This is a genomic window from Frankia alni ACN14a (assembly GCF_000058485.1).
Classification (GTDB): Bacteria; Actinomycetota; Actinomycetes; order Frankiales; family Frankiaceae; genus Frankia; species Frankia alni.
Genome location: NC_008278.1, coordinates 7,039,676 through 7,060,067, shown reverse-complemented (window position 1 = coordinate 7,060,067; position 20,392 = coordinate 7,039,676). Strand labels below are relative to the sequence as shown.

The 20,392-nt window shown below is 71.2% G+C and carries 18 protein-coding genes and 1 tRNA gene; 7 read left to right on the top strand and 12 right to left on the bottom strand.

Annotated elements, in window-relative coordinates; all coding sequences use genetic code 11:
* Window positions 1–98: 98 nt before the first annotated feature.
* From FRAAL_RS28300 to FRAAL_RS30800, 9 genes are all read right to left on the bottom strand, one after another.
* Complete coding sequence (locus FRAAL_RS28300; protein ID WP_050997287.1) at window positions 99–1,358, bottom strand: sensor domain-containing phosphodiesterase; 1,260 nt, start codon at window positions 1,356–1,358, stop codon at window positions 99–101.
* 115 nt (window positions 1,359–1,473) lie between these two features.
* Window positions 1,474–2,526: an MTB12 C-terminal domain-containing protein gene (locus FRAAL_RS28295; RefSeq protein ID WP_231861401.1), complete on the bottom strand. Its 1,053-nt coding sequence runs from the start codon at window positions 2,524–2,526 to the stop codon at window positions 1,474–1,476.
* A 179-nt stretch (window positions 2,527–2,705) separates the two neighbouring features.
* The gene (locus FRAAL_RS28290) at window positions 2,706–3,470 is read right to left on the bottom strand and encodes an AMIN-like domain-containing (lipo)protein (RefSeq protein ID WP_231861400.1); all 765 of its coding nucleotides are present in this window, start codon (window positions 3,468–3,470) and stop codon (window positions 2,706–2,708) included.
* 359 nt (window positions 3,471–3,829) lie between these two features.
* A tRNA-Thr gene (locus FRAAL_RS28285) sits at window positions 3,830–3,902 on the bottom strand.
* Between the two features lie 239 nt (window positions 3,903–4,141).
* Window positions 4,142–5,770, bottom strand: a complete 1,629-nt coding sequence (gene groL / locus FRAAL_RS28280) for a chaperonin GroEL (RefSeq protein WP_011607527.1) — start codon at window positions 5,768–5,770, stop codon at window positions 4,142–4,144.
* 291 nt (window positions 5,771–6,061) lie between these two features.
* Window positions 6,062–6,868 carry a hypothetical protein gene (locus FRAAL_RS30805; protein WP_011607526.1) on the bottom strand — a complete coding sequence of 269 codons (807 nt, stop codon included), beginning with the start codon at window positions 6,866–6,868 and terminating at the stop codon, window positions 6,062–6,064.
* Window positions 6,855–7,685 carry a vWA domain-containing protein gene (locus FRAAL_RS28270; protein ID WP_011607525.1) on the bottom strand — a complete coding sequence of 277 codons (831 nt, stop codon included), beginning with the start codon at window positions 7,683–7,685 and terminating at the stop codon, window positions 6,855–6,857. Before FRAAL_RS28270 ends, FRAAL_RS30805 begins: the two co-directional genes overlap by 14 nt.
* A 29-nt stretch (window positions 7,686–7,714) precedes the next feature.
* Window positions 7,715–9,112: a hypothetical protein gene (locus FRAAL_RS28265; protein WP_011607524.1), complete on the bottom strand. Its 1,398-nt coding sequence runs from the start codon at window positions 9,110–9,112 to the stop codon at window positions 7,715–7,717.
* A 42-nt stretch (window positions 9,113–9,154) separates the two neighbouring features.
* On the bottom strand, window positions 9,155–10,366 hold the full coding sequence (locus FRAAL_RS30800) for a hypothetical protein (protein WP_050997285.1): 1,212 nt from the start codon (window positions 10,364–10,366) through the stop codon (window positions 9,155–9,157).
* Between the two features lie 879 nt (window positions 10,367–11,245).
* Between FRAAL_RS30800 and FRAAL_RS28255 the strand changes: the two genes are divergently transcribed.
* A complete protein-coding gene (locus tag FRAAL_RS28255) occupies window positions 11,246–12,193 on the top strand; it encodes an SDR family NAD(P)-dependent oxidoreductase (protein ID WP_231861399.1) in 948 nt (315 codons plus the stop codon).
* Between the two features lie 367 nt (window positions 12,194–12,560).
* On the opposite strand, the gene FRAAL_RS33370 is transcribed toward FRAAL_RS28255, so the two are convergent.
* On the bottom strand, window positions 12,561–13,115 hold the full coding sequence (locus FRAAL_RS33370) for a hypothetical protein (RefSeq protein WP_011607518.1): 555 nt from the start codon (window positions 13,113–13,115) through the stop codon (window positions 12,561–12,563).
* A gap of 336 nt (window positions 13,116–13,451) precedes the next feature.
* Between FRAAL_RS33370 and FRAAL_RS28250 the strand changes: the two genes are divergently transcribed.
* From FRAAL_RS28250 to FRAAL_RS28245, 3 genes are all read left to right on the top strand, one after another.
* Window positions 13,452–14,033, top strand: coding sequence for a hypothetical protein (locus tag FRAAL_RS28250; RefSeq protein WP_157892247.1), 582 nt, complete (start codon window positions 13,452–13,454; stop codon window positions 14,031–14,033).
* Between the two features lie 67 nt (window positions 14,034–14,100).
* Window positions 14,101–15,822, top strand: a complete 1,722-nt coding sequence (locus FRAAL_RS32240; protein WP_162137495.1) for a protein kinase domain-containing protein — start codon at window positions 14,101–14,103, stop codon at window positions 15,820–15,822.
* 181 nt (window positions 15,823–16,003) lie between these two features.
* Window positions 16,004–16,546, top strand: a complete 543-nt coding sequence (locus FRAAL_RS28245) for a hypothetical protein (protein WP_231861398.1) — start codon at window positions 16,004–16,006, stop codon at window positions 16,544–16,546.
* 126 nt (window positions 16,547–16,672) lie between these two features.
* Here the strand turns inward: FRAAL_RS28245 and FRAAL_RS35405 are convergent, their stop codons facing one another.
* The gene (locus FRAAL_RS35405; protein WP_231861397.1) at window positions 16,673–18,007 is read right to left on the bottom strand and encodes an efflux RND transporter periplasmic adaptor subunit; all 1,335 of its coding nucleotides are present in this window, start codon (window positions 18,005–18,007) and stop codon (window positions 16,673–16,675) included.
* On the opposite strand from FRAAL_RS35405, the gene FRAAL_RS35400 reads away from it, so the two are divergent.
* Genes FRAAL_RS35400 through FRAAL_RS36295 form a run of 3 tightly spaced genes read left to right on the top strand, consistent with a single transcriptional unit; the run spans window position 18,000 to window position 19,163 of the window.
* The gene (locus FRAAL_RS35400; protein ID WP_231861396.1) at window positions 18,000–18,530 is read left to right on the top strand and encodes a hypothetical protein; all 531 of its coding nucleotides are present in this window, start codon (window positions 18,000–18,002) and stop codon (window positions 18,528–18,530) included. The two genes, FRAAL_RS35405 and FRAAL_RS35400, sit on opposite strands and share 8 nt — an antisense overlap.
* Window positions 18,531–18,578: 48 nt before the next feature.
* A complete protein-coding gene (locus FRAAL_RS35395) occupies window positions 18,579–18,860 on the top strand; it encodes a hypothetical protein (RefSeq protein WP_231861395.1) in 282 nt (93 codons plus the stop codon).
* 21 nt (window positions 18,861–18,881) lie between these two features.
* Window positions 18,882–19,163 carry a hypothetical protein gene (locus FRAAL_RS36295; protein WP_231861394.1) on the top strand — a complete coding sequence of 94 codons (282 nt, stop codon included), beginning with the start codon at window positions 18,882–18,884 and terminating at the stop codon, window positions 19,161–19,163.
* 132 nt (window positions 19,164–19,295) lie between these two features.
* On the opposite strand, the gene FRAAL_RS28220 is transcribed toward FRAAL_RS36295, so the two are convergent.
* Window positions 19,296–20,336: a hypothetical protein gene (locus tag FRAAL_RS28220; RefSeq protein WP_041939901.1), complete on the bottom strand. Its 1,041-nt coding sequence runs from the start codon at window positions 20,334–20,336 to the stop codon at window positions 19,296–19,298.
* Between the last annotated feature and the right edge of the window lie 56 nt (window positions 20,337–20,392).

The window sequence follows — 20,392 nt, the reverse complement described above, 5'->3', positions numbered from 1 at the left end:
GCCTCGGCAACGAACGGCCGTGGGCCCGCGGTGGGCGATGTGACGCCTCGGTGGAATCGGGCTCGCGGGTGACGAGCGTCAGGACGGGATCGGCCGACTCAGGTGGGGGCGGCGTCGGTGATGCGCGCCATCAGGGAGCGGCCGGCGGACACCACCGTCTCCCGGTCGTGGGTGATCACGAACGCGAACCGGCGATCGCCGTCCGGCCCTGCGTCGACGAGATCGCGAGCGATGAGCGCGCTGGCGTAGTGCGGTCCGACGGCGGTCACGACCCATTCCCCGACCAGCGGGTCCGCCGCGGTCAGGCAGATGTCACGCACGCCCGGACATCTCCCCGGGCGAAGATCGGCCGCCAGGACGCCGACGAAGGGGCAGGCGACCGCGAGGCACGCGTACCGCTGGCTCGTCGCCGGGGTGAACGTGTCGGCGGTCTCGAACGCGGAGAGCAGCACCGGCGGATCACCGAGTGTCATCGCCTGCCGCTCGATCTCGTGCGAGATCGCCAGGAGCAGCTTCTTGCGCCCGACCCGGAGATCCCTGGACTCCCGGACGAGCTCGAACGGAGTCGTCGGGGCCTGCGCCGGTCGTTTCGTGAACGGCAGTCGAGCGGCCGACGCGGCCGCGGGAAGCGGCCCGGGACGGCCGAAGAGCCAGCCCTGCCCGTACCTAGCCCCGAACGCGAGAGCCTGCTCCAGATGAGCGGGGGTCTCGACGCCCTCGGCCAGGATGACGGCCCCGGTCCGCTCGGCGTGCGCCATGATGGCCGTGATCGTGCGGGCCTGCTGCGGCTGCGGGCTGTGTTGCACGAGCGACAGATCGAGTTTGATGACGTCCGGGGCGACGAACGGCAGCAGCGCGAGCGAGTCCGGGTTCACGCCGACGTCGTCGAGCGCGATCCCCCAGCCCCGGTCCCGCGCCCACCGGATGGTGCGCAGCAGCTCGGACGGCTGGCGCGACAGCGAGTTCTCCGTCAGTTCGAGCACGACGCGCAGCTTGTGGACTGCCTCGTCGACCAGCGTGGCGACCGCCGGCGGCTGCGAGGTCACGCAGGACGAGGCCGTCAGGTTGATGAACAGGGTCTGCTCGTTTCCCAACGACACGTCGAGCGCGCCCCGCAGGGCGGCGAGCCGGCACGCCCAGTCCAGATCCGCCAGGCGCCCCTGGGCCTGGGCCTCGGCGAACGCGGAGATCGGATCCACGGGTCCGAGGCCCGGCCACCGGGCGAGCGCCTCATAGCCGACGACCTCGCCCGACTCCAGGTCGACGAGAGGCTGGTAGCTCGGCACCAGGGCGCCGGCCGCCAGAATCTCGGCGAGATCGCATCTACGCCGGCGGTCGACCGGCATCCGCACTGCCATCTGCACCCCCCAGCCGCGGCCGGTGGGTCTCCGGACCTCGGACCCCCGGGTCCCGGGTCTCTCGCCTTCGACGCTACGCCCTTGCGCCCGCCCCGGCCGGCCGCAGGTGGGCGGCCTAGCCCAGGGGCTCGGGTCCCGGGGGCTCGGGTCCCAGGCGATCCGGACAGGACACTCCGGCCCAGGACATCACCGTGCAGTACGTGCTTCGCGCGACCTTCCATCTCCCGTCGACGAGAACGGCCTCGCCGAGCAGGGTGCCGTAGGCGGGCGCGTGGCTCAGCACCACCTCGAAGGCGAGCGACGCGTGGGCCGGGTCGGTGAACACCGGCTCCCCGATCAGCACCCGCGCGCTCCACGTCGCCTGCGGATGGCGGTCGCGCACGGTTTCCAGCGTCGATTGCAGGGACGCGCCGTCGTCGACGGCGGCCAGGGCGGCTTCGGCGTCCTGATCACCCGTGAAGGCCGTGGTGAACGCCGCCCGGATCGCTGCCGCGGCCGCCGCGACGTCGGCCGGCGCCGGCCCGGCCTCGGGCAGTCCGGCCGGCGGCCACAGGTCGACCGCCCGGTCGGCGGCCGCCCGGATCACGGCGCCGTCCACGACGACGCGTGACTCGGGCAGGCCGCGGGCGAGGAACTCGGCGACGAAGGTCAGCGGACCGTCCGGCGGCAGGGGCCAGAGCCAGTACCGCAGCCGGTGCGTCTGTTCCGCCCGCGAGCCGACGAAGCCCGCGACGGAGCCAGGCAGGATCCCGCGCCGCACGCCCGGCGGCGCGGGTAAGGGGAAATTGCGCGCCACCGGCTCCTCCGCCGCGGTCCCATCGGGCAGGGCCGTCAGCAACGGGCCACCCGACTCGCCGAGGCGGGTCGTGACGGTGTCCCCGGGTCGGGCCGCGACGGCCCGTGAACCGTCGGGAAGGGCGATCCCGAACCGGACCATCCGGGCGGCACCCCGGCTCCAGTCCACCGCCAGCCGCGGATCGACACCGGGCTCGGTGCCGGGCCGCAGCCGGATCTCCAGGGTGATCTCCACGCCCGCGGGATACGCGGCAAGGCCCGCGACGGACACCGCGGTGTCGACATTGCGGACGACGATCAGCGCAAGGGGAACCACCCCGGCGAGCTGGTGGTCCGGCGGGGCGAGCCAGGGGCTCGCCGGTCGCGGTGGCACAGCCGAGGAGACTCGGTCAAAAAAGCCCATGATGCCGAAATCGTGGCGCTATCGCCACAGTCGGGTCAACCCGACTTGCGCACTCTGTAATCGTCGTGTCCCCTGACCGTCGTGGCCCGTGACCTCGTGGCCCGTGACCTCGAGGCCCGTGACCTCGAGGCCCGTGACCGGTCGGGTTGTCAGGAGAGGAAGTCGACGGCGAGGCGGTCCGGCGCCGTGAGCTCGACGACGCGGAAGCCGCCGACATGTCCCAGGCCGACGCCGATGTGCACCGTCCCCTCGAAGTCGCCGGCCAGCGCGTAGCTCAGCCCGGACTGGCCCGTGCCGTCCGGCGCCGTGCGCAGCGTCGAGGCGCCCTGGTCGTCGTGGGCGGCGGTGGAGGTCAGGACCAGTTCGAAGTCCGCCTGCCCGGCCAGCGGCAGCGGCGCACCGGAACCGGGCCGGATCACCTGTGGCACGAACCCGGCGCGGTAGCCGGGGACACCCCCGGTGAACTCCAGCACGAGCCGCTGGAAGCGGACGCCGTTCTCCACGTTGGGCGCACTGCGCAGCGACACGAGCCGGACGGGCCGGGTCGCCTGGCGCGCGGACACCGCCGGCTGGCTCGACCAGCTCCGCGCGTCGACCCGCGGTCCCACCGACGCGGCCGCGGTCGCCGTTTCCCGGGCCGTCGGAGCGGGCGTCGCGGCCGTGCCACCCGAAGCCGCCGGCGAGGTGACGCTCGCCGAGCCCGTGGGAGCCGGGGAGGTCGACGGCGAGGCGGCTCCGTCGCCACCGCTGCCGGAACCGGAGCCGGAGCAGGCGACGAGCACCGCCGCGAGCACCGTCGCAAGCAGGCCGGCACGAGCCGGCCTCCGCCGCCCGCCCGGACCAGCGCAGCCGCCCCCGCCCTGCTCCCGCGGAGCCCCCGCGGACCTCGCCTCCGCCCTGACGATGCTTCCCATCCGCAACGCCCCGCTTTCTAGGACAGACGGCACGAAGCCAGCCCGTCCGTCATACCCGACGCGCCCCGACCAGGAACCCGATCATAGGGCGATCACGCGGGCTCGACCCGCGGACGTGGCTGCCCGCGGGGGCGACCCGCGCGGGTGGTGCGGCCGAGCTGACCCGGCTCACACCGGCTGCCCCGCCAGGGCGGTGTCGGTTGCGGTCGCAGTGCGGGGGCGGCCACGGCGGGGGCTTCGCCGCGGGGCGGTCAACGAGGGCGAAGTGCACCAGCTTGTTGAGCCTTGACCGCAAGCCCTTGCGGTTCGGCGTGGCGCCGCCCGTGGTTGCTCGACACGATCGAACGGCGACCTACCAGAGCCGGTGAGGGGACTCGAACCCCTAACCGCTCGATTACAAGTCGAGTGCGCTACCAATTGCGCCACACCGGCTGGTGTCTCGACGATACCCGACCCTGTGTCGCCGCCGGTCGAAGCGCTGGACGTAGGCGTGGTGCCGGGGGCGCACCGAGCCGCGGGCACCATGTTCGCTGCTCTGTACCGCGAGCTGGTTGCGCACGCGCGGCGCGATCCCGCATCGGAGCTGGACGCCTACTACGCCTACTCGCTTTTCTGCTCGAACCGCCCGCGGCCCGACGGTGTCGGGGCCTGCGGGCGGTCCGGGGGAGGGCTCAGAAACCCTGGCTGCGCATCGCGGCGTCCACGTTGGCGGCGTCTGCCTCCGCGTATTCCGGGGTGTTCGCCACCACGGCCTCGGTGGTGAGGAAGAGGCCGGCGATGGAGGCGGCGTTCTGCAGGGCGGAGCGGGTGACCTTGGCGGGGTCGATGATGCCGGTGGCGATGAGGTCGACGTACTCGCCGGTGGCGGCGTTGAGGCCGTGGCCGGTGGGCAGGTTGCGGACCTTGTCGACCACGACGCCGCCCTCGAGACCGCTGTTGAACGCGATCTGCTTGATCGGTGCCTCGAGCGCGAGGCGGACGATGTTCGCGCCGGTGGCCTCGTCGCCGGAGAGGTCGAGCTTCTCGAAGGCGGTGATCGAGGCCTGGAGCAGCGCGACGCCACCGCCGGCGACGATGCCTTCCTCGACGGCGGCCTTGGCGTTGGACACCGCGTCCTCGATGCGGTGCTTCTTCTCCTTCAGCTCGACCTCGGTGGCCGCGCCGACCTTGATGACCGCGACACCACCGGCGAGCTTCGCCAGCCGCTCCTGGAGCTTCTCCCGGTCGTAGTCGGAGTCGGACTTGTCGATCTCGTTGCGGATCTGGCTGACCCGGCCGGCGATCTGGTCGGGGTCACCGGAGCCCTCGACGACCGTCGTCTCGTCCTTCGTCACCACGATCTTCCGGGCGCGGCCGAGGAGGTCCAGGGAGGTGCTCTCCAGCTTCAGACCGACGTCCTCGGAGATGACCTGACCGCCGGTGAGGATCGCGATGTCACCGAGGATCGCCTTGCGGCGGTCACCGAAGCCGGGGGCCTTGACCGCGACGCTCTTGAACGTGCCGCGGATCTTGTTGACGACCAGGGTCGCCAACGCCTCACCCTCGACGTCCTCGGAGATGATGACCAGCGGCTTGCTGGTCTGCATGACCTTCTCCAGCAGGGGAAGGAGGTCCTTCACCGCGGCGATCTTGCTGTTGACGATGAGGATGTAGGGGTCGTCGAGGACGGCTTCCTGACGGTCGGCGTCGGTGACGAAGTAGGGGGAGATGTAGCCCTTGTCGAAGCGCATGCCCTCGGTGAGCTCGAGCTCGAGGCCGAAGGTGTTGCTTTCCTCGACGGTGACGACGCCTTCCTTGCCGACCTTGTCCAGCGCCTCGGCGATCAGACCGCCGATCGCGGAGTCACCGGCGGAGATCGAGGCGGTCGAGGCGATCTGCTCCTTGGTCTCGACCTCCTTGGCCTGCTTGGACAGCTCCTCGGAGACCCGCTCGACGGCGACCTCGATGCCCTTCTTCAGGCCCAGGGGGTTCGCGCCGGCGGCCACGTTGCGCAGACCCTCACGCACCAGGGCCTGGGCCAGGATCGTCGCGGTGGTGGTGCCGTCACCCGCGACGTCGTTGGTCTTCTTCGCGACTTCCTTGACGAGCTCCGCACCGATCCGTTCATAGGAGTTTTCCAGTTCGATCTCTCTGGCGATGCTCACACCGTCATTGGTGATCGTGGGGAGACCGAACTTGTTCGCCAGAACGACGTTGCGACCCTTCGGACCGAGCGTGACCTTGACCGCATCGGCCAACCGGTTCATGCCGCGCTCCAGGCCGCGCCGAGCCTCCTCATCGAAGGCGATCATCTTTGCCATGCGTGATGGTCCTCTCAGGGGGGCAAGCCTGCGCGGAGAGGTACCAGTCATCGATGGGGTGCCCGGCACCGCGGGCGGTGCTCGGCGTTCATGCAGGCACCCGTCGCACCGAGGATTGGCACTCGACCTCGCTGAGTGCCAGCCACTGTATAGCCCGCGGAACCTCCGAAAACGAGGTCACCACCACGTCGGAGCCGCGTCCGCTGCCATCCCACCCTGAAGTGGGGCCCTGCCGGGAAGGCCGACCCGCGGCTGAGGGAACGGCGGTGAGCGCCGGTGCGAGGTGCCGGGTCAGGCGGGGGACGGACCGGCCGGGGCGGCCCTGACCCGGAGGGTGAGCAGGGTCAGGTCATCCTTCTCCACCGCGCCCGACCCGCGCTGGGTCGCCAGGTGGGCGCGCAGCTCGTCCCGGGGCGTGCGGGCGACCTGCCGCAGTCCGGCCGGATCGTCCCGGGCCAGGGTGAGCAGCCACCGGGCGACCGCGTCGGTGGCGAGGAACAGGGTGTCGCCGGCCGTCAGCGGGCCGGCCAGGTAGCGCAGGCCGGTGCGCAGGGCACCGTCGATCATGGCCGGACTGCCCGGCACGAGGTGCGGAGTGTCGGTGAACTGCTCCGGCCCGGTCAGCGGAAACGTCGTGATCTCGGCGTCTGCGCCGAGCCGGACCAGGCAGCAGTCGCCCACGGCGACCGCGTCCCACCCGGTTCGACCGTCGGGGCGCCGGACCAGTTGCAGCCCCAGGAAGGTGGCGTAGGCGGTGGTGACCGCGCCGGGCCCGTCGTCGAGCCAGCTCGGCCCGACCGCCTCGGGCGCCGTCGCGGACCACTGCTGTGCCACGGCGTGGAACCAGTCCCGCAGCTCGGTGCCGGTCGGCTGCACCGGCGGCGGTCGACGGATATAGGCGTGCACGAGGGCACGCGCCCACAGATGCACGTCTCGGCCGGCCGACGCGCCGTCCGCGACGGCGAACCGCCCCGTCCGTTCGCTCGCCGCCGCGCCGTCCTCGATCGGGTCGATCGCGTTCTTCGGCAGGCGCAGGATCCCCGCGCTGGTCCGCAGCGGCCCCTCCGGCCGAGGGACGGCCGACTCACCTGCGGTCATCGGTCAGGCTCGTGCCGACTCGCAGCGCCAGGACGAGGTCGTCGGGCGCCGCGTTCGCCACGAAGCCGCGGGCGCCCGCGGCCAGGGTGATGTCGTTGGTGTACTCCGCCCGCTTGCGCATCTCCGCCGGCACTTCGCTGGAGGTGTCGAACAACAGGCGGGCGAACTCGTCACCCACCGGCAGCTCGGTGGAGCTGGCCGGGAAGCGCACGGAGACCGACATGCCGTCGGACAGGCTCACGTTGAACAGCAGGAGGTTCCCGTCCCGAGTGTGCAGCGACCGTAGCCGACCGGCCCACGTCCGCACCGCCTCGCTGTCACCGTCGGTCGCCATCCCGTCGGTGATGTTGATGACGATCGGGGGATGCGAGCGCTGGTGACCGGCCGCCCAGCCGTTGGCCAGGCGGCCGGCCTGGTTGAAGGCCGCGCACATCGGGGTCGGGCCGGTCGCGAACGGCTCGACCCAGACCGGCTTGGGCCGGCCGTCGCGATCCTCGTGCCGGAGGATCGAGCCGAACAGCTCCGGGATGGAGGCCAGCCACTGGCCGGCCAGCGGTCCACCCAGCAGCGAGCGCACCTCCTGCCCGTAGTAGCCGATCACCGCCAGGTCGTAGTAGGCCCGTGGCGTGGGCTCGGTGTGGACCTTTCGGCACCGGCGCATGATCATGGCGATCGTGTCGTTGACGATGTCGGCCAGCAGTTCGGCCCTGGAGACACCGGGACGACCGCCGACCGGCAGGTTCATGGAGTCGGACTGGTCCAGAAGGAAGATCACACAACCTGGGGTGGTGCGGTCGATGGACTGGGAGTAGGGCACGAACCATCTCCTCGCGGTGTCACGAAGCGTCAGAGGGAACGGCGGTCCGGGCGTTCCCCGAGCGCGGGGACGGGCCCGGCGGCCAGGGTCGGCGCCGACGGATCCACCACCACGTCGGGCCAGGGATCGCCGGATTCGACAGTCCAGCGATGTGCGCAGTGCCCGCAGTCATAGGTCGCCGTGATCGCGTGATCGGTGCTACAGCGCGGGCACATCGGATCGTTCAGTAGTCGCCAGCCGAGGGACGGCGGCGCCGCTGGTCGCGCGGGCGCGTAGTCGTCGTCCGAGGCCCCCTCGGGCGGTGTCTCGGGGAACGGCTTCCGTGCGGGCCTTCCGTACTCCGCCTCCACCTCGTACTCCGCCTCCACCTCGCGTGCTGCCTCCGCCTCGTATGCCGGGCCTGCCTCGTATGCCGGGCCTACCTCGTACGGCGTTGCCGCTGTGTGAGCCGTTTCGGACTCGTACGGCGAGCCGGTCTCGTACGCGGGTTCGGTGTCGTACGCCGTTTCGGCGTCGTACGGCGGGGACGCCTCGCGTTCCGCGAGTCCCTCCGGCTGCGCGGGGAGGGATCCCGACCTTCGGGCGCCCTCGGTACGAGCGCCCCCCAGGACCAGGTTCGTCATCGGTATCAGAGCGACCCCCACCGCGAACAGGACAGCCCAGCCGAGCGCTCGACCGCTGCGGGTGTCGTCGGCCGTCGCCCGCCGGGTCGCGTCTCGCAGCCGGGAGGCCTTGTCGCTCCCGGCAGTGTCGCCGTACACGGCAAAGGAGGACGGCAGCTTACCGGCGGCGTCCCGCAGGTCGTTGGCAGCGACAAGGAGAACCCCGGCCGAGCGCAGCGCCTCGGCCTGGCCGGGCTTCAGCGCCAGTTCCACCACGGCGCCGGCCCCGGTGGGCGCGGCCTTGTAGACGGGCGTCTTCTTGTCCACCGGCCACGTGCTGTCGAAGTGGAGCGGGCCGGAAAGTCTGAGCACGATGCCGCGCTGCTGATCGGCAAAGCACGGGGGTTTGGCACCCTGCCCGGAGCCGGTACCGAGGGGATGGTCCGGCTCACAACGGGGATCCTGCGCGGGTCTTCTGTCCGCCGGAATCGCCTTGACGTTCGACGGGTAGACGGAGGTGGGGAAATCCACCTGGCTGGGCGCATCCGACGGCGGTGCCGAGGACGCAGTCCTGCCGACCAGGGCAACCAGTTCGTAGGCGCGGGACTCCGATTCCGCCACCTGAGCGGCTCGGGACGGATCTGTGGTCACGAAGGCCCGGGGCGCCGGCGAAGCCGAGGATCCGCCGGTCAGCAGCCCGGTCACCGCGATGACCAGTAGCGCCGTGGCGACGACGGCGATGTGCACGCGGTAGGCCCGGACATGGTCCGCGAGAGTCGGCGAGCGGCCGGGCGGCCGGGTTGGCGGCGAAGCGGGATTCTGCATGGAGCCGTCCTCAGCGGGCCGGAACGTCAGGAGACCGGAACGTCAGGAGATCAGAGCCAGGGTGACAATCAGAACGGCCAGGGCCGCCAGAACGAGGACCGTGCGACCGAGCCGACGTCGTGGGCGGGTGCGCGGCGGATGGGACGTGGGGGCGACGGCGGGCCCCACGGGCGGCGTGGAAATGATGGTCGTGCCCCTGCTCTCCTCGGCCTCGAACCATTCACCGCCGGTTTCCACCGGACCTTGGCCGGGTTCCTCCCACCAGCGGTCCCCGTCGTCCTCGGCGCCGTCATTCCCGCCGACCGGTGTCAGGGCCACCTGCGTCGTGGAGCCCTCGGCCAGCGCCTTGCGATGGCTCTCCAGCAGGGTCGTGAGGTCGCAGCCCGGGTCGGCCGGCCCGTCACAGAGTTCGCGCAGCAGGGGCAGGAGCTGACGGACTTCCCGGTCCGAACTGCCGGACAGCCGGTCCCACAGGGAGGTCCTGCCGGGGCGTGCCAGATCGTTGTCGCTGAACACCAGGTTCTCGCCGTTGTGATAGCGCTCCCAGAGTTCCGGGTCGGCGGCCAGCGCGCGAAGCGACGCATAGATGACCAGCGCGGAGAACGTGTCGGTGGTCCGGCCCCAGTCGGTCCGGCCGCGGCGCGGATGCTGGTAGTGCCGGTGCCCCGTCTCGCTCGGGGGCAGGTGGGCTGTGGACGGAAGCCAGACCCCGTCGAGGTCGACGGCCTTCAGCTGTCCTTTCGGCGTGACGAAGATGTTGTCCTGCTGGAGGTCGCCGTGCGCGATGTCGGCGGCGCCGAGCGCGGAGACGAACGCCAGCCAGTCCTCCGCGGCCGCGAGGAGCCTCCCGGGCTCGTTCTCGACCGCGTGCTCCACGTGGTTGGCCAGCGTGCGACCCTCCACCCGTTCCATCACGATCACCGGCCACCACTCGCCGTCAACCTGGACGCCGCGATCGATCCACTCCGCCTCGGCGAGCCCGGCGAGCCCGGCGAGCCCGGGGTTGCCCGCACGCCGAGCGGCCAGCTCCGCGTAGCGGGCCGGGGCGCCGCTGCCGAGGTCGCGGGTCGGGCAGCGCAGCGCCACGCCCTCCGTTCCCCGTCGGCCGAAGAAGACGACGGCCGAGGCGCCGAGCGCGTGCAGAAGCCCGCCGGACGCCTCCCGATCGAAGGTGATCCCCTGGAGGCGCGGGTGCTCGAACGAACCGCGGGAGACCGCCGCCTCGAACTTCCCGTCGTCCGGCCAGGAACGCACTCCACCCACCATCAACTCCGAAGGAACGACGGATACGAACTAACGGTGGCTGAACGCGAAGTAGACCGGAGGATGAGTCCGGAATCGGAGCAGCTTGAAAAGACCGCCTCGTGATGGCCGGGTCCAGGAACACTACCCTGGCTGCTGTCTGGCCTCTGTACAGTCGAGACGGACTTGAGAAACGATCAGACCCCCGTGTGAATTACTATAGCCGAGGCCCGGCGGGAACGTCCACCTGTGATCCGCGGGCTGCTGATGCCCGTTGACTCCATCCGGCAGCCCAGCCCCTCGGCGCCCGGTTCCGCATGTATGGGCTGCCGAGAAGAGGTGTTGGGTCGACGTTGAGATCGGACGATGCGGTCATGTTCTCCCCCGAGAGACAGCACAGCGAGCTCCGCTTTTGATGCTATCGCATCTACTAAACCATGGTCGCGGGTGCGCTGGAGCGGGAAGCCGGTGGCGGTCCCTGATCGCGGATTGGGTCGCTCACCGGGGCTTCGGCAGAGTTGCTGGTCGGCAAACCGGGTCGGTGGTGCGGACGTACGCCGGCGAGTGGACCGGGCAAGCGGCCGAGGGGGCGGACGAGCGCGGGCCGTCGGGCGAGCGCGGGCAGGCAGCCTGACGCTGCCGATCGTCCACCCCTTCGTCGACCGGGGTTCCCTCGTCGACCGGGGTTCCCTCGTCGACGACGGTCCCGACGCGGGCCGCGGCCCGTCGGGCGAGGGCAGTCGTCCCGCTGGACCGACGCCGCTTTGATCGCCTCGATGCCGGGAATGCGTGACCCCGGCGGAATGACGGGTAAGAAGCGCTGGATCGTGGGTGCACTGCCGCGACGAACTTTCTGCGGCCCGATCGGACGTCGAGCCGGATCACGCCCTGGTGAATCTCTCGGCGAGGCGAGTCGGCCTGCCGTGCGGCCCTTGGCCCTCGATGATGCACCGTATAAGGAGGATCGTCGCGGCCGCCTACCGTAGGCTTGGCCGGCTCGCGGCCGCGGGCGCCGGCGGGTCGAACTGCCGAGGAGGGGTTGAGGAGAATGTCATGGGTGTATTAGACGGCAAGGTCGCGATCGTGACCGGCGCGGGCCGGGGTATCGGCCGGGCGATCGCGCAGGAGTATGCGCTCGAAGGCGCCCGCGTCGTCGTCGCCTCCCGGACCGCGGGGACGGTCAGCGAGGTGGTCGACGGCATTCGCGCCCGGGGCGGTGACGCGCTGGGCATCACCTGCGACGTCGGCGTGGCGCAGAACATCCGCGAGATGGTCGACCGCACCGTGGCCGAGTACGGCGGCGTGGACATCCTCGTCAACAACGCGCAGAGCTTCGGCACCCGCGACCGGCCGCGTGCCTCCAGCGAGCCGACGAACCTGGAGGACGTCGACGAGGCCGAGTGGGACTGGAACTTCGAGACGGGCGTCAAGGCGACGCTGCGCGCCATGCAGGCCGTCTTCCCGTACATGAAGGCCGCGGGCGGCGGGCGAATCCTGAACTTCGGGTCCCGCCGCGGCATCATGTGCAATCCCGAATCGGCCTCCTACAACGCCAACAAGGAAGCGATCCGCGCGCTGAGCCGGACGGCGTCCAACGGCTGGGGGCAGCACGGAATAACGGTGAACGTCCTCAACCCGGTCATCCTCACCGACGCCGCCGAAGGCGTCTTCGCCGATCACCCTGGCGCGCGAGAGGCGGCCGAGGCGCAGATACCGCTGCGGCGCTGGGGCGTTCCCAGGGACTGCGCGCGGGTCGCGGTGTTCCTTGCCGGGCCCGACGGAAGCTATCTCACCGGAATGACATTCATGGTCGAGGGCGGCCTGACGACGCTTCCCTGACGTCCGCCACAGCCGCTTTGATGCGTGGGCTGTATCCTAATTGACCCGGGGCGATGGGCAGCCGAAGTATCCTCACCGCAGGTGCCGCTGCCCATGATCCGGCCCGGCTCGGGACAGTTCGGGATAACCGCGGAGCGTGGTGGCCATCGTGGCAGGGTTCCGTCCATCAGCGGCCGCCGTCCCGTCCCGGCCAGCGGTACGTCAACGCCTGTCAGGAGCCTGCGCACCTCCGGCCCGGCGAACGCCCGGCCGGCTGGTGCGGCGATGTCGCCCGATGCACTGGGATGCCGGGTACGCACACGGTCCGCCGGCTCCGATGTCAGATTCCATTACCTCCCGGCACCACGGTACATTGCGCGCAGACCGGCTAGCCGCTAAAATGAAAATTGCACCCTCGGCCGTCGGAGTTTTCTCCGTGGAAACTCAGCACGAATACATAGTCATATGTGACGTTATAAAATTTCGAGGCTGCGGCGGCAGGATAGGTGCCCACCAGTAGCTGATGCATCGTAAGCTTACTCATATCCAGGGTGTGAAGCCCTCGATAAGAACTGAGATCCGAATAGTCACCGATCAGTAGCTCTGCGCCGTTTGAATCGGTGGAGGCGCGCTTACCGTTTTTATAAGTCAGGATCGCCCGCCGGTAAAGGGAGAGTCTGTTGTCTTTCTTGGCGGCAGTTCCAGTCAGCGCATATTTGATGCTGTCGACTACCCGGTAATAGTGATTATCGCTCGCGCGACCCCTCGACTCGTGGAAAGTGAACCTGGCCTGGCCGCCCGGCGCGGAGCAGGAGGAATTCTTGACCCCAAGCGAGGTGGCGGCCTCGGCCGTACCGGGTGCCACCACCAGCGCAGCACCAACGATCGCCAGGGCCAGTGTGGGTGCGGCCAGACGTGCGACGAGACGACGGATAGATGTCATTCAGTGGTTCCCTTCTCGTGGGAGAACGCGGAGAGAAACGCTGGAAGTGGAGGGATGCGCCACTTCAATTCCTGCTGTTGATCGAGAAAAATTGATCGGGACTCGACGGCGCAATCGCGTCCGGAGACGATGGCGACCTGAAATCGGCGGGACGCGGATCCGATCCCGAGTGTCGCCGCCGATCGCTTGATCATCGATGACCCCAGTCGATGACTGCTCTTTCTGATAGCGTGCCCGTCATCTCGGCGGGCACGGCGAGAATAGCAGATTGACGGCTCAGATGACAACGTGCAAGGTCAGCAGTCGGGTGCCGGGGGCTGGCGATGGTGGGTGGCGATGGTGGGTGCGACGGAGCAGCGGCGGTACTACGGGATCGCGGAGATAGCGGATGTGCTTGGGGTGGACCGGCAGCTGGTGACGGTGTGGCGGCGGCGCCTGAGCCGGGGGATGCCGCCGCCCGACGAGGAGCTGGCCGCGGGACCACTCTGGACCGCCGCGACCATCGAGCCTTGGATCAGGCAAACTCGTGACCGACTGTCCCGGGAGCGTTCGCCCAGCGGCCCGCCTTCACCGGAGCTGATGCGGCAGGCAGCCCGTCGGCTGCTGCGGCTTGCCGCGGTCGCGTGGGAGGAGCGTCCTGATCCGCGGGTCCTCACACCTGCGCTCCGAGCGGTGGAGCAGCTCGGCGAACTGACGGCGGAAGGTGGCGACGGGGATCCGGCGCGTCGACTGCTTCGTGACATCGCCGGGTTGCCCACGGCAGTAGGCCTCGTGGAGCTGGACGCGGCGGATAGAGGCATCCTGGGCGGGCAGGTCGTGGCCGCACTGCGCGCCGAGTGCCTGCGGCTGCTCCCTCTCATGGTGCGGGCGCTCAATGTCATGTCCGGTTACGGCGATGCCGGGGACACCGGGCCCTGAACCCAACCTGGTGAGCGCCGGGTACCCTCTGCGCATAAGGTCCTCGTCGGCCGGCTTCGGGACGGATATGAGAGTAGGGCGGCTCCTCGAACCCGGGGCCACGTTTGCCGGATACCGCATCGAAGAGATTCGCGGTGGCGGAGGCTACGGGGCCGTCTACGTCGCCTCCGAGACCCAGCCCGGCGGCTCTCGCCGGATCGCGCTTAAGGTGATCGACCTGTGGGTCTCGGTTGATCTTGCTGTTGGCCGCCAACGGTTCTACCGGGAGGTCCGCCCGCTGGGCGATGGCCATCACCCACACATCCTGCCGATCTACGCGGCCGGCGAGCAGGACGGTTTCCTTTACCTCGCAATGCCGCTTCTGGACGGTGATCTGGACGAGGCGATCGTGTCCCGCGGACCGTTCTCGCCAACATTGGCCGCGCACATCGCGGTTCAGGTGGCCCGAGCGCTGCAGGCTGCCCATGAACGAGGAGTGGTCCACCGCGACGTCAAGCCTGCCAACGTACTGATCGACAAGATGGATGCCGCGTTCCCGCACGCCTGGCTGGCCGACTTCGGCCTGGCCTGGCATCGCGGCGCCGACCGGCTCACCGCAGCCGGGCCGGGAGTCGGGACGCCCATGTACATGGCTCCCGAGCAACGACGCGGTGACGAGGCGACCCCGGCCACCGACATCCACGCCCTGGGTCTTGTGCTCCACGAGATGGTGGTCGGCCGGCCTGGATGCCAGGCGGGATGCGGTGATCGGCTGGCCGTTACGGCTGCCAGGCGGCTGCATGCCGTTGCGGAGCGTGCAACGGCGCCTGAACCGGAAGCCAGATATCCGAGCGCGCAGTCGTTCGACCAAGCTGTGACGGATGCGCTGACCGCCTCGAGCGGGGGCCGGTCCGCTGGCCGTCGCCGGACGCCGACCACCCCTGCATCCCGGACCGCGGAGACAAGTGGGGTGGGCTTCGACCCGGCGCCAAGCCTTGGCCTGCCGTCGGGCCCTGGTGTGGAGCGGGATTGTGATCGGGCGTGGAGCCTTGGGTTCTCCCGTCCCGGCCACGTCGTGGCCGCGTCGTCCACGCGAAAGCCCCGGATGATCATTGCCCGGCGAAGGCGTCGGGCGCGACCGGTGCTGCGGCTCGTCGTCACTCTTCCCATCGCCGCGGTGGTCGTCTCGGTCGGGGCCGTCGCCACGGCTGCGGGCGGACTGAACGGGGTGTGGGCGTCGCGGGTCGACGTTCACCCGATCGTCTCGCCCGCCGCCAGCTCGATGGATGCCCTCAGGCCGGCGCCTCGGTCGCATCCAACAGTCGACGCGCCAACTCCGGCGCGGACGCCCTCGTCCCCGGCAGCTCGGGCGTTTCGGTCGCCCGCGGCTTCTCCATCGGCGACAGCAGTCCCGGCCTCCAGGTCGACCGGTTCGGCTCCCGGCACCATTGCACGGCAGTCCCGAACGGCACCGCAGCGCCCAACAGCACCGCAGTTCCCCACAGCGCCGCAGGCGTCCGAGCCGGCCGTGAGCCCACCGCATGCCTCGTCCACGCCGCTTCTTGCCCCCACTCCCTCTGCCGCCACCCAGACGACGCGGCGATGGATCGTGTGTGCGGTGGATGCCACCCTCCGCAGCGTCCCCGGCCGGAACACCTCGGAGTCAAAGTCGACGACGCTCCATCACCGGGATGAATTCGACCCCGACGGCCAGACCTATAACAACGGCATCTGGATGCACGGCTACGCCCCGTCGGCGGGAACATCCGGGTGGATTCTTACCCAGTATGTCAAGCCAGTCTGCTCCTGACCTGCGCCAGCTTGGCGCCCTTCGATCGGAAGCCATATATTTGCTGCCGGAAGACTGGCTCGCTCAGCGTCCCCGCGGCGCTGTAGATCGTTAACCGAGGCGAAAGCCCGCACGAAGTTGGTGGTGGATGTTTTCTGCAATCGCTAGGCCGACCGCTCGGACCACGCGGTACGCGGCTGCTGTGATCGTGTTGCTGCTCTCGGTAACGCTGCTCGGTGCGTGCGGCGGCTCGTCGGGTGGCTCCGGGAAGAACGGCGTCCGTACGTCGAGCTCGGCGGGCACCGACACCGACTCCGAGTACTCCGGTTCCTGCCCCACCTCGGGTAACACCAAGGTCTTCGCGAAGACGCGGTTCGCGCTGCATTCCGGGCTCGCCCTGGGCGCCTTCCACCGCTACATCTACAAGCCGACGAAGAACGGCGCCTTCGCCAAGGGTGCGCCGAAGCGGACACGGAGCTTCGCCAAGGCCGCGGTGGCCGGGGCGTTCACGGTCCACGAGCTCAAGGTGGCCAAGCGGTTCGCGCTGGCCAATCCGACGCTGTGTAACTCGGTGCAGTCGATCAGCGACAAGTTCAGCAGCCTGACCGGCAAGCTGAAGAACGGCACCGCGACGCAGGCCGACATCGACGCCGACGAGAACGCCTTCGCCGCATTCCAGCAGGGCGCATCCAGCAACGGCTTCGGCTTCAAGGAACGGAACGCTACCGTTCCCGGCGCGGCCTGACCCCGCCTGGATCATCCGCCGGTCCCGCCGTCCGAACCAGACGGCGACCGGCACCCCACGGCCGGGCCGGCCGCGAGTTCACTCTCGCGACCGGCCCGGCCGACCCAGCCCGTTCAGGCCGTCTGATCAGCCTGCCCGGTTGCCACCGAAGCCCCCGGTCCGGCCACCGCCCAGACCGCCTGCACCGAGCCCGCCTCCGCCGAGGCCGCCGCCTCCGAGCGCACCACCGAGGCCGCCACCGCGGCCGGTCGTGGTGCCGGCGCTGGGCAACGGGGTCGACAGGTCGGCGAGCACCACCCGATCGCCGACCTTCACCCCCGAGGTGATCTGCGTCAGGGTCGTTCCGGCCGCCCCGACGCCGACGATCGTGGTCGTCGCCTTACCACCGCGCACCACCGTCACGGTCTGTATCTGGCCCAGGGATCGCAGGGCCGAACTGGGCACCGCGGTCGCGTTCGCCGCCTGAGCGATCACGATGGAGACGTCGGCGTCCGAACCGGAGAAGATCCGCTGGCTCGCCCGGTTGAGCGAGATCGTCACCGGATAGCTCACCGAACTCGACGCCCCCGAGCCGCCGCCGTTCGAGCCGCTCGTCAGCGAGGACGTCGGCAGCAGCCCGATGCCGACGACCGTGCCGGTCAGCGCCGTGGCCGAGCCGTCCACGATCGCCGACGCGGCCTGACCGACGTGCACCTTCGCCAGGTCGGAGTCGGCCACGGACGTCTCGACCGCGTAGGAGGTCCCGGCGCCGATCACGGTGATCCCGGAGCCCGCGGAGGCCGTCGAGGCGGCCTGGACGGACTCGCCGACGGTGAGGCCCACCGCCCCGACCGTGCCCGCCAGCGGACTGACCAGAGTGGTCTGGACCAGGTCGTCCTTCGCCTGGACCAGTGCGGCCTGCGCCGCGTCCACTGCGGCCTGGTCGGCAGCGATCTGTGCCGGGGAGGCCGGCGCGCCCTGGGCACCGCCGCGCGCCGAGGACGCCGCCCCGTTGGAGCGCCCCGCTCCGGATCCGCCGCCGGCGCCTCCGGAACCGCCGGCGCCCCCGGAACCGCCGGCGCCTCCGGAACCGCCGGTGCCACCGGAATGAGCCGACCGAGCGCCGCCTGCGCCCCCGGTACCACCCGCAGCTCCTTCGCCACCGCCACTCACGCCGCCTGCACCACTCGCGCCGCCTGCACCACTCGCGGTCGCCGTCCCCGCGGCCGGCCCGCCGGGGTTCGCGCCCGTGGCGGTCGATCCCCCTGCGGACGGGGTCGCCGCGGAGGAACCGGAGGTGGGCGCGAGGGCGACGAGGGCCTCGATCGCGTCACCGAGCGTCGCCTCGTCCTGGGTCACCGCCCCCTGGTCGGCCGACACGAGCTGCTGGTCGGTAAGCACGGTGCTCAGCAGCGCCGAGCAGGCGGATGCGGCATCTGTGCCCGCCGCCGTCCCCGTGGCCACCGCCGTCCCCGTGGCCACCGCCGTCCCCGTGCCCGTCGCCGTCCCCGTGGCCGCCGAGACGGACGAGGTCGCGGGTTGCGCGCCCGACCGCTGCACGGTCTCGATCACCCGGAGCCCCGAGGTCGACGAGGCCGACGAGGCCGGCGCGGCACTCCTCGAGGCGGAGGCGCCCGTGGTGATGGGTGCCGGGCTCGCGGCCGGTCCCGACGTGGCCGGTACCGATGTGGCCGGTCCTGCGGTGACCGGTGTCGAGGGGACCGGTGCCGACGCCGTCGGTGCCGAAGTGGCCGGTGCCGACGTGGCCGGTGCGGGGGAGTTCGACGTCGGCGGGTTGGTACGGAGCGGCGGGGCGGCGGGTGCGGACGAGTCGGCATGGGCCGACGGGGCGCTGCGGACCACGCCGCCCGACCGGCCCCTGCCCGCCGGGGTGGAGCCAGCCGGACCGGCCGCCGTCGCGGGCGATCCGACCGTCGCGGACGGTGTGGCCGTGCCGGGCGTCGCCGTCGCGTCGATGTACGCCGCGCAGGTCGTCTTCTCCTGACCGAGGTCCGTCGTGGCGACGGCGAGGTCGGTGTCGGCGGAGTGCTGCGTGGCGACCAGGGACTTCTGCGCCTGGGTGATGGCGGCGCGGGCGGCGGCGACGGCGCCGCCGTTCCCCGCCGTCGTGGGGCCTTCCGCCGTGGAGCCTGACCTTGCCGGTCCGGAGGCCGTGGGGCCGGAGACCGTGGGGCCGGACACGGTCGGGCCGGATGCCGTCGGGCCGGATGCCGTCGAGGTGGGCGGGGTCGGGGTGGAGGTCGTCCGGTCGGTGGGCCGGGCGCCGCCGGTCACCAGGGAGATCGGCTGGATCGTTGCCGGGCCGCCCGCGTAGGAGGCGGTGGAGCCCGTCGCCGTGGCAGACCCGGTGCCGCCTTCGCCTGCCTCGTCGGAGCTCAGCTTCGCCTGGTCGGAGGCAAGCGTGGCCGTGGCCGCATCGACCGCGGCCGACAGCGCGGCGCCGTCGAGAGTGGCCAGCGTCTGCCCGGCCTCGACATGGTCACCCGGGGCCACGGCGACGCTGGCGACCGTCCCCGAGACGGGGAAGGTCACGCTCGCCTGGCTCGCCGGCGAGACGACGCCGGTCGAGTCCAGCGTCTGCGCGACGGTGGCGCGCACCGCCGTGGCGGTGCGGTAGTCCGGACCGGAGGACCCCGTCGCCGCGAGCGTCGCCGAGCCGGCGGCGACGACGATCACGGCGACGACGCCGATCACGACCCAGGTTCGGGCTCCCCGCCGGCTGGTCCGGGCCAGCGCCCGGCCGAATCGTTCACCCATTGGCCGTGCCGCCGCCCGAGCCCTGACGCCCCGAGCCCTGGCCGCCCGAGCCCTGGCTACCCGAGCCCCGACCGCCGAAGCCCCGGCCGCCGAAGCCGCCGGTGCATCCCCCCTGCTGGGCGGCCGGGCGGACGCTGATGGAGGTGGCGGACACCGCGCCGGTGTCGTCGGCCTTGCCGACGGCGGTCAGGCATTCACCGACGGCCAGGGCCGCCGAGGTGGCGCTGCTCGTCTCCTCGACGGTCGTCGACGAGCCCAGGATCACCGTCGAGGTGACGGTCGCGCCGGACGGCGAGGTGGCGGTGGGCGCCGCCGAGGCCGATGCGCCGACGCGGAGCCGCTGCGGACCCTGGACGGTGATGGTCGTGCCCACCACCTTCGTCACCGACCCGGTGACCACGGCGAACCGGCCGTTGTCCGGGCGACCCTGCCCGTTCGGACGGCCCTGCCCGTTCGGGCGGGTCGTCGAACGGTCACTCGGACGGGCGGTGGGCGCGCCGGACGGCCGGGCACCGCCCGGGAACCCGCCGGCCCCACCGAAGGCGCGGCCGAAGCCCGCCGTGCAGCCGCCGGACACCGGCGCGCTCACGGTCACGGTCTGGGCGGTGAACGTGCTGCCCGGGCTGCCGCCGGTCACCGTCACGCAGTCGCCGACCGCGACGGCGGACGCCGTGGCGGTGGCGGTCCTGACGAATCTGGTGCTCGGTGTCCAGGTGACGGTGACCTGGCCGGTGGCGGGGTTCTGGACCTCGACGTTCGTCGCGGTGACCGCGGCGATGGTGCCGCTGGTGCCCGGCCGGCCCGCCTGACCCTGCCCCTGGGCGGAGCCGGCGGCCCGGCTCGGCGTGCTCGCCGCGGCGGCCGTCGCTCCGTCGGACCCGTCGGAACGGCCGCCGCTGCCGCCGCTGCCGCACGCGCTGACGGTGATGATCATTGCGAGCCCGATGCCGACGATCGGCCCCGCGGCCAGGGCGCGGCGATGCGGGCGGGACTGGCCCGATCGGACCGGGGCCATCGGATTGACAGTGGTCATGAGGTCGTCGCTCCTGACGGACGGCCCGGGACTTCCCACCCGGGCTGGGACGAGGC

Coding starts and splice junctions, on each gene's coding strand:
- FRAAL_RS32240 (WP_162137495.1), top strand. CDS start 14,101: ATGAGAGTAGGGCGGCTCCTCGAACCCGGGGCCACGTTTGCCGGATAC.
- FRAAL_RS28290 (WP_231861400.1), bottom strand. CDS start 3,470: ATGGGAAGCATCGTCAGGGCGGAGGCGAGGTCCGCGGGGGCTCCGCGG.
- FRAAL_RS28265 (WP_011607524.1), bottom strand. CDS start 9,112: ATGCAGAATCCCGCTTCGCCGCCAACCCGGCCGCCCGGCCGCTCGCCG.
- FRAAL_RS33370 (WP_011607518.1), bottom strand. CDS start 13,115: ATGACATCTATCCGTCGTCTCGTCGCACGTCTGGCCGCACCCACACTG.
- FRAAL_RS30805 (WP_011607526.1), bottom strand. CDS start 6,868: ATGACCGCAGGTGAGTCGGCCGTCCCTCGGCCGGAGGGGCCGCTGCGG.
- FRAAL_RS28220 (WP_041939901.1), bottom strand. CDS start 20,336: ATGACCACTGTCAATCCGATGGCCCCGGTCCGATCGGGCCAGTCCCGC.
- FRAAL_RS28300 (WP_050997287.1), bottom strand. CDS start 1,358: ATGGCAGTGCGGATGCCGGTCGACCGCCGGCGTAGATGCGATCTCGCC.
- FRAAL_RS28250 (WP_157892247.1), top strand. CDS start 13,452: ATGGTGGGTGCGACGGAGCAGCGGCGGTACTACGGGATCGCGGAGATA.
- groL (WP_011607527.1), bottom strand. CDS start 5,770: ATGGCAAAGATGATCGCCTTCGATGAGGAGGCTCGGCGCGGCCTGGAG.